The following is a 13,012-nucleotide window of genomic DNA, read 5'->3' on the forward strand; positions in this document are numbered from 1 at the left end:
GAGGTGGTATCGAGTTTTCCCTGCGCCCAGTCCTGCCATTGCTCCGGCGTACTGATTTTGCTGGAGGAGGCCTGCCATGCGGCGATATTGAAGCTGAAACGGCAAACGTTTTGAGGCATGATGTCTTTCAATGTTTTACATTTTCATACATTGTAATGAAATGAGTTAGTAAAAGCTAGGCTCTGTTATAATGCATATTGTAACGTAATTTATTCCCGGATGACATTTTATGCCTTCAATACCGAGTGCCCCGATTTATGATGTGGCTTCGCTGCTTCCGCACAGCGGACATATGGTGCTTATCGACTGTGTGAAAGAATTTGGCGATGACTATACGGTTTGCCGTGCGCCGGTTGGCGATAAGCATATTTTGCTGCAGGACGGCGTGTTGCCGTCTATGGCTTATATGGAATTGATGGCGCAGGGCATAGGCGCGTTTGCAGGCATTGAGGCTTTAAAGGCCGGAGAGCCTGTCCGTTTGGGTTTTTTATTGGGAACGCGTAAGCTGGATTTGTTTGCCGATTCAGTGCCTGTCGGTATTGAGTTGGAAGTCAGGGCGCATGTGTCCATTCAGGATTTGGGCGGCATGGGCGTATTTGATTGCGAGTTGCGCTGGACGGATGCGCCGGAAGATGTGAAGCATCTGTTGCCGCCGGACGGTTTGCTGGCAAAAGCCTCTTTAAATGTGTACAGTCCGAAAGACGGTCAAATCATTTAAACCGTTTACAAGGCCGTCTGAAAAGACAAAGATTCAGACGGCCTGTCGATATAGTGAGAAAACGTATGAGTGAAACTATTTTAATTACAGGGTCTAATCGCGGTATCGGCAAAGCCGTCGCACTTGGTTTGGCGCAGGACGGCTTTGATATTGTCGTCCACTGCCGCAGCCGCCGCGATGAAGCGGAAGCTGTCGCGGAAGAAATCCGTGCATTGGGTAGAAATGCGCGCGTGTTGCAGTTTGACGTATCTGACCGTGAAGCCTGCCGTGAAATTTTGATTGCCGACATTGAGGTAAACGGCACATATTACGGCGTGGTGTTGAATGCCGGCCTGACGCGCGACAATGCGTTTCCTGCGTTTACTGATGATGATTGGGACTTGGTGCTGCGTACCAATTTGGACGGTTTTTATAATGTGTTGCACCCTTTGACCATGCCGATGATCCGCCGCCGCAAAGCAGGACGGATTGTGTGCATGGCATCGGTGTCCGGTTTGACGGGCAACCGCGGTCAGGTCAATTACAGCGCGTCCAAAGCGGGCCTAATCGGCGCAGCAAAAGCCTTGGCAGTTGAGTTGGCAAAACGCAAAATTACCGTCAACTGTGTGGCGCCGGGTCTTATCGATACCGATATTATCGATGAGAACGTGCCTGTCGAAGAAATCTTAAAGGCCATCCCTGCCGCGCGTATGGGATTGCCCGAGGAAGTGGCGCATGCGGTGCGCTTTTTGATGGATGAAAAAGCGGCGTACATTACGCGCCAAGTGATTGCTGTGAACGGAGGTTTGTGTTGAATACCAGAAGAGTCGTAGTAACAGGTATCGGCGGTATTACCGCCTTCGGCCGTGATTGGCAAAGTATTCAGACGGCCTTTAAAGCCGAAAAAAACGCGGTCAAATACATGGACTGGAGTGGACGCTTTCCTGAATTGGAAGCGCAACTGGGTGCGCCGATTGAAGGCTATTCTCCTCCCGAACACTGGACGCGCAAGCAGCTTAGAAGCATGGGTCGCGTATCGCATTTGTGTGTTGATGCAGCGGAACAAGCCTTGACGGATGCAGGCTTGCTGGGTGATGAAAGCATTACAGACGGCCGTATGGGCGTAGCGTGCGGTTCGTCTGTCGGCAGCACCAAGGACATCGGCGATATGGGCGAACTTTTGATAACAGGCACATCGCGCAATTTCAACGCCAATACTTATGTGCGTATGATGCCGCATACGACTGCCGCCAATATCGGTATTTTCTTCGGCTTGAAAGGCCGCATTATCCCGACCTCGAGCGCGTGTTCTTCGGGTAGCCAAGGCATTGGTTATGCTTACGAAGCGATTAAATACGGCCTGATTGATATGATGCTGGCCGGCGGCGGCGAAGAATTTTGTCCGTCTGAAGTTTATGTTTTCGATTCACTTTATGCCGCCAGCCGCCGCAACGGCGAACCTGAGCTGACGCCGCGCCCTTACGACAACGCTCGAGACGGCTTGGTCATCGGCGAAGGCGCAGGCATTTTCGTATTGGAAGAATTGGAACACGCCCGTGCGCGCGGTGCAAAAATCTATGCCGAGCTTGTCGGCTATGGTGCCAACAGCGACGGCAGCCACGTTACCCAGCCGCAAAAAGAAACCATGCAAAAATGTATGGAGCTTGCGCTGAAAGACGCCGGTATTACGCCTGATATAGTCGGCTATGTCAGCGGCCACGGTACGGCGACCGAAAAAGGCGATATTGCCGAAACATTGGCTACTGGGGCGGTGTTTGGTTTTGTGCCTATGAGTTCGCAAAAAAGCTATCTCGGCCATACACTCGGCGCGTGCGGCGCGTTGGAAGCCTGGTTTACCATCGAAATGATGAACAGCGGCTGGTTTGCGCCGACTGTTAATTTGGAAAACATCGATCCGCGTTGCGGCAAGGTGGATTACATCCAAACTGGCGGACGCGAGATTCAAACCAATTATGTGGTCAGCAATAACTTTGCTTTTGGCGGCGTCAATACTTCGCTGGTGTTCAAACGTTGGCAAGAATAATCATCGCTTGATGTTATGATTAAAGGCCGTCTGAAACGTATCTTGAGTTTCAGACGGCCTTTATTTCATTTAGAGCTTGAGCCGCTTTTGGATTTTATTCATTTGTTTTCTTCTGACTCAAATCCACCAGCCTTGTTCCGGCCAAGAAGTCGTAGAGGAACTGGCGGTCGGGATGGAACAGGGCGAAGCCCCATGGCAGGATGAGCCAAATGAGCGCGGCACCGAATGCGCCTTTAGGCGGGATATTGAGCAGATGGCGCAATCCGGCGTAGGCAAATAGAGGAATGAAAACAATAAAAATGCTAGCCCAAATAAAGCGCAGGCGCAGTTGTGGTAGGGGCGGTTGGGTATCGTTTTTATCGGCTAAACCGATCTTCCATGTCTGCATGGCGAGGGTTTGGCCTTTTTTGTCCCAGTTGGCGCGGAAGTAGAGCCACCATGCGTAGAACAGAATCAGACAGGTTGTCAGCATGGACAGGCGCGTGGAAATTGGATTGAGAAAGATGGCGACAATACCGGCTGCAAGGGCGGCAATGCTGGTCACGGCGCCGGTCAGTAGAAGTTCGTAAACCAGTGCGGCGAGGCGGCGTTTGAGTGGGGCGGTAGGAAGACGGGTCATAATGCGATGGAAACGGAAATGGGTTTGATGGAAATAAAAACAGGCCGTCTGAAACGGGATAGGATGTTCAGACGGCCTGTTACTGTCAGGATTAACGATGTGGACGTTTTTGACCGCGTGCCTGTTGGGCAGCCATTTGGTTCATTTCCTGACGGGTCGGACGTTTTTTGAAGATGGCGTGCGCTTCGTCAACGGAACATTTTTGTGACAGGCAAACCAAGGTAATTGCGTCTTTTTGATGTTGGCCGCCGCTGTGGTACATACGGCGCAGGTTGGCTTCGTTGATACGGCCTTTTTCCGGATCGATGTCGAATTTTTTCAGGCGCTCGAGGAATTGGCGTTGCTGACGGCGTGAAGTCCAAACGAAACCGCCTGCGGCAGCGGCTACGATGATGGCGGCCAACAGGATGGCGAGCGGCCATGAGTCGACGATCAGAACGATGATGAGGCTTAATACGGCAGTGGTCAGCAGGGCCAGACCGCCGATGCGAAGTTTGGTTTTATTATCCATATGGTTGGTGTTTCCTTGTTTTTTGCTGGAAGAGGCCGTCTGAAATGCGAGGTTCAGACGGCCTGAATTTGAGTTTACGCTATTTTACAGTATTTTCTGTTTTTGGGGCGTATTGCGTGCAAGTTTCTTGACGCGTGGAAACGGTTTTTAGGCGGCCAGCGAAGTAACGAGTTGTTTGAACTCGGTCCATGCATCGCCTTCTTCCGCGCCTTTGATGATGCGGTCGATTTTGGCGCAGGTTTTGAGCGCGTCGAGCAGGCGGTTGATGGAAATGCGTTTGGCCGCCATCGGTGCAAGGGTCTGCTTGTCGCCCCATAAACGCAGGCTGTTGCGCAGGCTTTGGATGTTTTGTCCCTGCTTGAGTGCGGCAGTCAGGCGGATTAGGGTGCGGATGTCTTCGGAAACCGCCCACAACAGCAAAACCGGCTCTTCGCCTTCTTCTTCCAAACCGTCCAGCAAACGGGAAACGCGCAGGGCATCGCCTTTCATCCATGCGCCCGCCAGTTGGAATACGTCGAAGCGGGCGACGGTGGCAACCGCGGCCTCTGCGTCGGCAATATTGATCAAATGGCCTTGAGGATGGAGCAGGGCGAGTTTTTCGATTTCCTGACGGGCGGCCAAAAGATTGCCTTCGACGCGCTCGGCAAAAAGGGCGAGTGCTTCAGGTTCGATATCCAAACCCTGCTGTTTCAGACGGCCCTGTATCCATTGCGGCAAAGCATGTGGCGCAACGGCTTTGGCTTCTAAGACGATGCCTTTGCCTGCCAATGCGGAAAACCATTTGGACTGTATTTGCGCTTTTTCAAGCTTGGGCAGGAGGATAAGCGTAACCGTATCTTCGGGCAGGCGTTCGGCGAAGGTTTGCAGGGCATCGCCTCCGTTTTTGCCGGGTTTGCCGTTGGGAATGTGGATTTCCAGTAGTTTCAAATCTGCAAACAAACCTGCGCTGCCGGCACTTTGCAACAGCTCGTTCCAGTCAAAATTGTTTTCGGCGGTATAGACTTCGCGGTTGAGATAACCTTGTTTTTTTGCGGCTGCGCGCAGCGTATCCAAAGCCTCGATGCGCAACAAATCCTCTTCGCCGTGAATAATGTACAACGGTTTGAGCGGCGTATCGGGGCGCAGGCTCTCAATGGGCGCGGCAGCCATTATTGCGCCTTCAGAAAAGTCAGGCGGCGGACGATTTGATCTGCGGCGTCAATGCGCATTTCAGACCAAATGGTTTCTTCCTCTTCCTGTTTACCCAAAACTTCGCTGTCGGCGTAGTCCATGGTGCGGTGAACCTTAATTTCCAGCGGTTCGCCAACCGGCTCGCCGTTGCGGAAGGCTTGGGCTTTGACGGTCATGGCCAGCAGGTATTCGTTGATTGCGGCGGCGCGGGTGATGGTGTAGATATCGCGGCGTTTTTGAAAGTCGACAACGCGCAGGGTGATTTGTGATTCGGCTTCGCTAACCGGATGACCGTCGGCACGGCGTAAGGCATTTTCCAGCGCTTTTTGCATGACGGCTCCGCCTTCTACATGCCAGTTTTGATAAGGCAGCGGCTGAGAAGTCACGCCTGTGCCTTTCAGGTGGAAACCGCAAGAGGCAAGCAATAGGGCGAGTGCAGGCAATAGGATTTTTTTCATTGGATATTCCTTCGTTGAAACCGGTTACGGTATCGTCGGATTATAACGAATAATGTTTAGGCCGTCTGAAACCGTAAACGGAAAGTCTTTCAGACGGCCTTGTCTTTGATGGCGAAAATCTTATTTTTCCAACCAAATCAGGCTGACCATGCGGCCGGTTTGTCCGTCGCGGCGGTAGGAGAAGAAAGTATCGCGCTCCAAGACAGTGCAATGGGTGCCGCCATAAATCATGTTCACGCCTTCGCGGTGCAGAACCATGCGCGCCAAAGCGTAAATGTCGGCAAGGTATTTGCCGCCGCCGATGTCTTCAAACGCATCTGCAGCTTCTGGCATGGGTGTGCAAAACGCATCAAATACATCTTGTCCCACCTCAAACGCATCAGGGCCGATGGCAGGGGCGAGATAGGCCATGATTTCCAACGGCTCGACATTCATTGCTGCAATAGTGTTTTGCAAAACGCCACCGGCCAAACCGCGCCAACCTGCATGAGCTGCTGCAACGACTGTCCCTGCTTTGTCGCAAAACAAGACAGGCAGGCAATCGGCAGTCATCGAAGCGCAAGCGACTGTTCCCGTTGTATCCACCGAGGCATCAGCGTCGGGTGTATTTCCTAACGCTTCGACGGCATTTACAACAATGGTGCTGTGGATTTGATTGAGGTAGGCAACGGGCAGGCCGACTTGTTCCTGTACGATTTCGCGGTTGCGGAGCACGGCTTCCAGATTGTCGCCGACGTGCGAACCGACATTCAGGCTGCGGTATACGCCTTCGCTGACACCGCCGTTGCGCGTGGTAATAAGCGTTTTAACATTGGCAGGAGCAGACCAGTCGGCAGTTAAAAAATTTTTGCCTTGCGGGGTGAGGTTTAGGGTATCTGTGATGGTTTTCATAATCTTTGAGTCGCTGAAATATTGGAACGGATTGATTTCAGACGGCCTCAAAATAATATTTTAGGCCGTCTGAAAAATGGATTTAATCCCTCACATAAACCACTTCGACATCGTAGTCGTCTTCATTCCAATCGTCGTCATCGTCCATGCCGAATTTCTCTTGCCATTCTTCCTCGTTGCTTAGGGACGAATCCAAACCGGCTTCCAGACGCAGGACGGAAAGCAGGTGGTACATATCGTCAGGCATAGGCGCTTCAAAGGAAACGGTTTCGCCGGTTTTCGGGTGTACAAAGCTCAAGCGGTAGGCATGCAGGGCTTGGCGCGCGCCGAGGGCTTTGATGGCTTCTTTAACCGCATCGCTGCATGGATGGCGCAGGTTGCCGTAAACAGGATCGGCGGCCAGCGGATGGTTGGCTTCGCGCATATGAACGCGGATTTGGTGGGTGCGGCCGGTTTCGAGCGAGCATTCGATGTAGCTGTGCGCCAGATAACGTTCCAACACTTTGACGTGGGAAATGGCAGGTTTGCCGCCAAATTTGACGACTGCCATTTTCAGGCGGTTGTGTGGATCGCGGCCGATTTGGGTTTCAATTTTGCCGTCGAAAGGAACAATGCCGTTGGCGACTGCACGGTAAATGCGTTTGACTGTGCGCTCTTGAAGTTGTTGAACCAGTGAGTTTTGCGCCGGCAGGGTTTTAGCGACCACCATCAGACCGCTGGTTTCTTTGTCCAAACGGTGTACGATACCCGCACGCGGCACTTGGCTTAATTCGGGACAGTGCGCCAACAGGCCGTTGAGCAGGGTGCCGCTCCAGTTGCCTGCGGCAGGATGGACGACCAATCCGGCCGGTTTGTTGATGACGATGACGGTATCGTCTTCGTAAATAATGTCCAAATCCATCGGTTCGGGCGTGAACGCGAGGTTTTCTTCGCTCGGACGTACCGTAACGGCAATCAATTCACCGCCTATCATTTTATCTTTGGGTTGCGCGGGCTTATCGTTTACAATGACTGCACCCTCTTTAATCCACGAACTCAGGCGGTTGCGCGAGTAGTCGGGCATGAGTTTGGCCAATACGGCATCCAGCCTTCCGCCCGCCATTTCGAGCGGAACGGTCAAATTAACACAACTTTCTGTTTCAGGGGATGACGGAAAGTCTAAATCATCGCTATAATCGGCTTCGTTATCAAAGGAAGTATTCTGCATGAAAAAAATTCTTTTAGTAGTTTCTTTAGGTTTGGCACTGAGTGCCTGCGCAAATAAAGGCACAATCGATAAAGACGCCCAAATTACTCAAGATTGGAGTGTGGAAAAGCTTTATGCCGAAGCGCAAGACGAGTTGAACAGCAACAATTATACGCGAGCTGTCAAGTTATACGAAATTTTAGAATCCCGTTTTCCAAACGGCCGCTATGCCCAGCAGTCCCAGTTGGATACGGCGTATGCCTATTATAAAGACGATGAGCCGGAAAAAGCCTTGGCTGCCATTGCGCGCTTCCAACGCCATCATCCGCAACATCCGAATATGGACTACGCGCTGTACTTGAAAGGTTTGGTCCTGTTTAACGAAGACCAGTCTTTCTTGAACAAGCTGGCTTCCCAAGACTGGTCCGACCGCGACCCGAAAGCCAACCGCGATGCTTATCAGGCGTTTGCCGAGTTGGTTCAACGTTATCCAAACAGCAAATACGCTGCCGATGCAACCGAGCGTATGGCCAAACTGGTGGACGCTTTGGGTGGTAACGAAATATCTGTGGCGCGTTATTACATGAAACGCGGTGCTTATGTCGCAGCGGCCAACCGTGCGCAAAAAATCGTTAGCCGTTACCAAAATACCCGTTACGTCGAAGAAGCTTTGGCGATGATGGAATTGGCATACAAAAAACTGGACAAGCCGCAACTGGCTGCCGATACACGCCGTGTTTTGGAAACCAACTTCCCGCAAAGCCCGTTCTTGCAACACGAATGGCGATCTGACGATATGCCTTGGTGGCGTTACTGGCGTTAAGCGTCGAGTTGTTCAGGCATGAATAAGGCCGTCTGAAAATGATGCATCTATGCATTTGGTTTTCAGACGGCCTTTGTTTTTAATGTTTTTTTACGTTTCCTGCAAACAGGGTGCAAAATTTGTTTTAATATGGTAAAGTCTGATTTTAATAACTCGACGGTTTGAAGCCGTCACTCAGGGGCTGTTTAAATTTAAAATCAGTTTTGTTGAAGCCGCATCGGATGTGCCATCGATGCATTCAGGAAAATTTCAGTCGTCAGGCTGATTTGGTTTTAAATTTAAGCAGCCCTTTGTGTTTACAAAAAACAGAGGTAGATTCTCATGAAGTCTTGGCAGCTTCCTGAACACGTCGCCGACGTATTGCCGACCAATGCGCGACAATTGGAAAGCGCCCGTGAGCGGCTGTTGGCTTTGTTCCGCGTGCATGGTTATGAATTGGTGCAACCGCCATTGATGGAATACAGCCATTCTTTATTGACGCATATCGATGCCGGTTTGTCTTTGAAAACCATTTTGGTCGTCGATCAGCTTAGCGGCCGTCAGCTCGGTATCCGCGCGGATATTACGCCGCAGGTGGCGCGTATTGATGCCCACTTGCTTTCTGCCAACCAGGGCATCAACCGTTTATGCTATGCCGGTTCGGTGCTTCATGCGCGGCCTGACGGATTGCTCAATATGCGCGAGCCTTTACAGGCAGGTGCGGAAATGTATGGCTTGGAAGGCATTGAAGCGGATATTGAATTGATTGATTTGATGCTGAAAAGCATGAAGATTGCCGACATGGGCGAAGTTTTGCTTTCGTTGGGCCATATCGGCGTATTCCGTGCTTTGGCAAATGCCGCGCATTTAGATGAGCAGCAATCGGCAACCCTGCTGTCATCGATGCAGGACAAAGATGCCGAGGTTGTCAGCCAGTTGGTTAAAGAGTGGAAACTTGACGGTATGTGGGCAAAAGCGTTTTCATTGTTGCCCCGACTGTACGGTGGTCGTGAAGTGCTGACTGTGGCTCGTGAGAAATTACCGGAATTGTCCGCAGTCAGTGCGGCCTTGGATGAATTGCAGGCAGTATGCGATGCGTTCACAAATCAAAAAGTGCATATAGATTTGTCGGAACTGCGCGTTGACAATTACCACACCGGTTTGCTTTACGCGGCTTATGGTTCAAACCGTCATGATGCCGTGGCACGTGGCGGCCGTTATGACGGATTGGGCGGATACTTCGGACGAGCGCGTCCTGCAGCCGGATTCAGTTTTGATTTGCGCAGCTTCATCGGCCGCCTTCCTGCTATCGGACGGGAATCCGTGGTGGCTGTTGATGTAAAAGACATGCCCGCAGCTCAAGAAGCGGTAGATGCTTTGCGCGAACAAGGACAATGTGTCGTTATCGATTACGGTATCGGCTATAACGGTTCGGAAGAGGTTACAGGCCGTCTGAAACAGGTAGACGGCGTTTGGAAAGTAATCGCTTTGAACGATTGAGTTTTATTTTGAAATTTTGTATCTGAAATAAGGTTAGATGGCTATGGCTAAAAATGTTGTCGTAATCGGTGCCCAATGGGGTGATGAAGGCAAAGGTAAGATTGTTGACTGGCTGGCGGAAGAAACCAGCGGTGTAGTACGTTTCCAAGGCGGCCACAATGCCGGCCATACTTTGGTCGTCGGTGGCAAAAAAACCATTTTGCGCCTGATTCCAAGCGGCATTTTGCACGAGACTTTGGACTGCTTCATCGGCTCAGGCGTTGTCGTTTCTCCTGAAGCATTGTTGGGTGAAATCGATGAATTGAACGCTGCCGGTGTGAAAAACGTCGAAGGCCGTCTGAAAATTGCGCCAACCTGCCCATTGATTCTGCCTTACCACATTGCGCTTGACCAAGCACGCGAAGCTTCCCGCGGTAAAAGCAAAATTGGTACAACCGGTCGCGGCATCGGCCCAGCCTATGAAGATAAAGTTGCCCGTCGCGCGATTCGCGTGGTGGACTTGTTGCACCCTGAAAAACTGGTTGAAAAACTGGAAGCTGTTTTGGCTTATTACAATGTTCAGTTGCAACACCTGCACAATGCCGAGCCGGTAAAAGTTGAAGATGTGATGGCGGTCATTGAAAAAGTTGCACCGCGCATTACGCCGATGATTACCGATGTTTCCCGTGTTTTGAACGAGAAAAACCGCAAAGGCGAAAGCCTGTTGTTTGAAGGCGCACAAGGTACGTTGCTGGACATCGACTACGGTACTTATCCGTTTGTAACTTCGTCCAACTGCTTGGCAGGTGCCGCTTCTGCCGGTGCAGGCGTGGGCCCGCAAATGCAGGATTACGTTTTGGGTATCGTTAAAGCCTATACCACCCGCGTGGGTTCCGGCCCATTCCCGACTGAATTGTTTGACGAAGTGGGCGCAGGCTTGGCTGAACGCGGCCATGAGTTCGGCTCCGTAACCGGTCGTGCGCGTCGTTGTGGCTGGTTTGACGCAGCTGCTCTGAAACGCTCTATTCAAGTTAACGGCATTTCCGGCATGTGCATTACCAAGCTGGACGTGATGGATGGTATTGAGAATATCAATATCTGTGTAGGTTATGAATTGCCTGATGGCAGCAAAACCGACATTCTGCCTTGCGGCTCCGATGCGGTAGAAACCTGCAAACCGATTTATGAAACCATGCCGGGTTGGAGCGAGTCGACTTTCGGTGTGAAAGAGTACGACAAGCTGCCTGAAAACGCTAAAGCTTATCTGAAACGTATTGAAGAAGTGTGCGGTGCGCCTGTGGCCATTGTTTCAACCGGTCCTGACCGTGAAGAAACCATTGTTTTGCATCATCCGTTTGCTTAATTGATTAAGTGAATAAAAGGCCGTCTGAAAATTCAGACGGCCTTTTATATAAAATGCAATAAAAACTCAGCCCTGAAGAACACCTGTCTTCAGGGCTGAATTTTGTATTTTACGCTGTTTTTAAGTACGAATGTTTGGAAAGTGAGATGTAGTGCCAAGTAACAATTATTCTCATTGACGTAAATCAAGAAAAACCAAATCTGTAATTTTATTTCATAAAAACCCCTGTAAATAAATGGGTATTGATGTTATCCTTTCAGAAAATTTACAGTCTATATTTTCAATAAAATTAGGAGCTTGATATGTCAAATGATGTTCAGCAACGTCCAGCCGCTTGGGAAGGTTTTGTCGGTGGCAACTGGGAAACCAACGTAGATGTCCGCGATTTTATTCAAAAAAACTACACGCCATATGAAGGCGATGCCTCTTTCTTGGCACCAGCAACCGAAGCCACAACCAAACTGTGGGCGGAAGTGATGGAAGGTATCAAGGTTGAAAACCGTACACACGAGCCGTATAAAATCGACGCGCAAATCGTCTCCGGTATTACCAGCCACGCTCCAGGCTACATCAACAAAGATTTGGAAACCATTGTCGGCCTGCAAACAGACGAGCCTTTGAAACGCTCTATCATGCCGTTTGGCGGTTTGAAAATGGTGCAAGACGCGTGCAAAGTGTACAACGTTGAATTGAATCCCGAAGTCAGCGAAATTTTCACCAAATACCGCAAAACCCACAACCAAGGCGTATTTGACGTTTATACGCCCGACATCCGCCGCTGCCGCAAATCAGGCGTGATTACCGGCCTGCCGGATGCTTATGGCCGCGGCCGTATTATCGGCGACTACCGCCGCGTGGCATTGTACGGTATCGACTTCTTGATGAAAGACAAACTCAACCAGTTCAACTCACTGCAAGCCGATTTGGAAAACGGTGTGGACTTGGAAGAAGTGATCCGCCGCCGCGAAGAAATCAATGAGCAATATAAAGCATTGAACCAAATGAAAGAAATGGCAGCTTCTTACGGCTACGATATTTCCGGCCCTGCAAAAAATGCACAAGAAGCCATCCAATGGACTTACTTTGCCTACCTCGCTGCCGTTAAATCTCAAAACGGTGCGGCGATGTCTTTCGGCCGTGTATCTTCATTCTTGGACATCTACATCGAACGCGACCTGAAAAACGGTGTGATTACCGAAACCCAAGCGCAAGAATTCATTGACCACTTGGTGATGAAACTGCGTATGGTCCGTTTCCTGCGTACTCCGGAATACGATCAACTGTTCTCCGGCGACCCGATTTGGGCAACCGAATCTATCGGTGGCATGGGCTTGGATGGCCGTACCTTGGTAACCCGCACCAACTTCCGCGTGCTGCATACTCTGTACAACATGGGCCCGTCTCCTGAGCCAAACATCACTGTATTGTGGTCAGAACAACTGCCGCAAGGCTTTAAAGAATTCTGCGCCAAAGTATCCATCGATACTTCGTCCATCCAATACGAAAACGACGATTTGATGCGCCCTGACTTCAATAGCGACGACTACGCCATTGCCTGCTGCGTCAGCCCGATGGTGGTCGGCAAACAAATGCAGTTCTTCGGCGCACGCGCCAACTTGGCTAAAACTCTGCTGTACGCAATCAATGGCGGCGTGGACGAGAAATCTAAAGAGCAAGTTGGTCCGAAAACCGAGCCGATTATGGACGAAGTTTTGGACTACGACACTGTCTTTGAGCGCATGGACAAATTCATGGATTGGTTGGCAACCCAATACGTTACCGCGCTGAACAT

13 protein-coding genes are annotated in these 13,012 nt (G+C 50.7%); 7 read left to right on the top strand and 6 right to left on the bottom strand.

Features of this window, described 5'->3' with window-relative positions; all coding sequences use genetic code 11:
- Nucleotides 1–229: 229 nt before the first annotated feature.
- The 3 genes from ACTHUM_RS09390 (at nt 230) to ACTHUM_RS09400 (ending at nt 2,741) form a co-directional block, all read left to right on the top strand.
- Nucleotides 230–718, top strand: a complete 489-nt coding sequence (locus ACTHUM_RS09390; protein ID WP_141754823.1) for an ApeP family dehydratase — start codon at nt 230–232, stop codon at nt 716–718.
- A gap of 65 nt (nt 719–783) precedes the next feature.
- On the top strand, nt 784–1,512 hold the full coding sequence (gene fabG / locus ACTHUM_RS09395) for a 3-oxoacyl-ACP reductase FabG (RefSeq protein ID WP_070695646.1): 729 nt from the start codon (nt 784–786) through the stop codon (nt 1,510–1,512).
- Nucleotides 1,506–2,741, top strand: coding sequence for a beta-ketoacyl-ACP synthase (locus ACTHUM_RS09400; RefSeq protein ID WP_440361121.1), 1,236 nt, complete (start codon nt 1,506–1,508; stop codon nt 2,739–2,741). Before fabG ends, ACTHUM_RS09400 begins: the two co-directional genes overlap by 7 nt.
- A 94-nt stretch (nt 2,742–2,835) precedes the next feature.
- Here ACTHUM_RS09400 and ACTHUM_RS09405 read toward each other — a convergent pair whose 3' ends face one another.
- The 6 genes from ACTHUM_RS09405 to rluD form a co-directional block, all read right to left on the bottom strand.
- Nucleotides 2,836–3,360 (bottom strand): RDD family protein, encoded by a 525-nt coding sequence (locus tag ACTHUM_RS09405; RefSeq protein WP_070695644.1) that lies wholly within the window; start codon nt 3,358–3,360, stop codon nt 2,836–2,838.
- A gap of 91 nt (nt 3,361–3,451) precedes the next feature.
- On the bottom strand, nt 3,452–3,871 hold the full coding sequence (locus tag ACTHUM_RS09410) for a hypothetical protein (RefSeq protein WP_070695643.1): 420 nt from the start codon (nt 3,869–3,871) through the stop codon (nt 3,452–3,454).
- 147 nt (nt 3,872–4,018) lie between these two features.
- The gene (holA, locus tag ACTHUM_RS09415) at nt 4,019–5,020 is read right to left on the bottom strand and encodes a DNA polymerase III subunit delta (protein ID WP_070695642.1); all 1,002 of its coding nucleotides are present in this window, start codon (nt 5,018–5,020) and stop codon (nt 4,019–4,021) included.
- On the bottom strand, nt 5,020–5,499 hold the full coding sequence (locus ACTHUM_RS09420; protein ID WP_070695641.1) for an LPS-assembly lipoprotein LptE: 480 nt from the start codon (nt 5,497–5,499) through the stop codon (nt 5,020–5,022). The genes holA and ACTHUM_RS09420 overlap by 1 nt, the downstream gene beginning before the upstream one ends.
- Before the next feature lie 120 nt (nt 5,500–5,619).
- On the bottom strand, nt 5,620–6,390 hold the full coding sequence (pgeF, locus tag ACTHUM_RS09425) for a peptidoglycan editing factor PgeF (RefSeq protein ID WP_070695640.1): 771 nt from the start codon (nt 6,388–6,390) through the stop codon (nt 5,620–5,622).
- 82 nt (nt 6,391–6,472) lie between these two features.
- A complete protein-coding gene (gene rluD, locus ACTHUM_RS09430; RefSeq protein ID WP_070695639.1) occupies nt 6,473–7,597 on the bottom strand; it encodes a 23S rRNA pseudouridine(1911/1915/1917) synthase RluD in 1,125 nt (374 codons plus the stop codon).
- On the opposite strand from rluD, the gene ACTHUM_RS09435 reads away from it, so the two are divergent.
- The 4 genes from ACTHUM_RS09435 to ACTHUM_RS09450 form a co-directional block, all read left to right on the top strand.
- Nucleotides 7,596–8,399 (top strand): outer membrane protein assembly factor BamD, encoded by an 804-nt coding sequence (locus tag ACTHUM_RS09435; protein WP_003680807.1) that lies wholly within the window; start codon nt 7,596–7,598, stop codon nt 8,397–8,399. The genes rluD and ACTHUM_RS09435 overlap by 2 nt on opposite strands.
- Nucleotides 8,400–8,720: 321 nt before the next feature.
- On the top strand, nt 8,721–9,878 hold the full coding sequence (locus ACTHUM_RS09440; protein ID WP_049336776.1) for an ATP phosphoribosyltransferase regulatory subunit: 1,158 nt from the start codon (nt 8,721–8,723) through the stop codon (nt 9,876–9,878).
- Between the two features lie 43 nt (nt 9,879–9,921).
- Entirely contained in the window at nt 9,922–11,220 is a 1,299-nt protein-coding gene (locus ACTHUM_RS09445; protein ID WP_049336775.1) for an adenylosuccinate synthase, read from the top strand.
- A gap of 302 nt (nt 11,221–11,522) precedes the next feature.
- On the top strand, nt 11,523–13,012 hold a 1,490-nt coding region (locus ACTHUM_RS09450), incomplete at its 3' end, for a pyruvate formate lyase family protein (RefSeq protein ID WP_440402833.1).

This window comes from Neisseria sp. P0021.S006, assembly GCF_051956895.1.

What these genes read in the sequence shown, in the direction of transcription:
- ACTHUM_RS09390 (WP_141754823.1), top strand. Translation starts at nt 230, where the DNA reads ATGCCTTCAATACCGAGTGCCCCGATTTATGATGTGGCTTCGCTGCTT.
- fabG (WP_070695646.1), top strand. Translation starts at nt 784, where the DNA reads ATGAGTGAAACTATTTTAATTACAGGGTCTAATCGCGGTATCGGCAAA.
- ACTHUM_RS09405 (WP_070695644.1), bottom strand. Translation starts at nt 3,360, where the DNA reads ATGACCCGTCTTCCTACCGCCCCACTCAAACGCCGCCTCGCCGCACTG.
- ACTHUM_RS09410 (WP_070695643.1), bottom strand. Translation starts at nt 3,871, where the DNA reads ATGGATAATAAAACCAAACTTCGCATCGGCGGTCTGGCCCTGCTGACC.
- holA (WP_070695642.1), bottom strand. Translation starts at nt 5,020, where the DNA reads ATGGCTGCCGCGCCCATTGAGAGCCTGCGCCCCGATACGCCGCTCAAA.
- ACTHUM_RS09420 (WP_070695641.1), bottom strand. Translation starts at nt 5,499, where the DNA reads ATGAAAAAAATCCTATTGCCTGCACTCGCCCTATTGCTTGCCTCTTGC.
- pgeF (WP_070695640.1), bottom strand. Translation starts at nt 6,390, where the DNA reads ATGAAAACCATCACAGATACCCTAAACCTCACCCCGCAAGGCAAAAAT.
- ACTHUM_RS09435 (WP_003680807.1), top strand. Translation starts at nt 7,596, where the DNA reads ATGAAAAAAATTCTTTTAGTAGTTTCTTTAGGTTTGGCACTGAGTGCC.
- rluD (WP_070695639.1), bottom strand. Translation starts at nt 7,597, where the DNA reads ATGCAGAATACTTCCTTTGATAACGAAGCCGATTATAGCGATGATTTA.
- ACTHUM_RS09440 (WP_049336776.1), top strand. Translation starts at nt 8,721, where the DNA reads ATGAAGTCTTGGCAGCTTCCTGAACACGTCGCCGACGTATTGCCGACC.
- ACTHUM_RS09445 (WP_049336775.1), top strand. Translation starts at nt 9,922, where the DNA reads ATGGCTAAAAATGTTGTCGTAATCGGTGCCCAATGGGGTGATGAAGGC.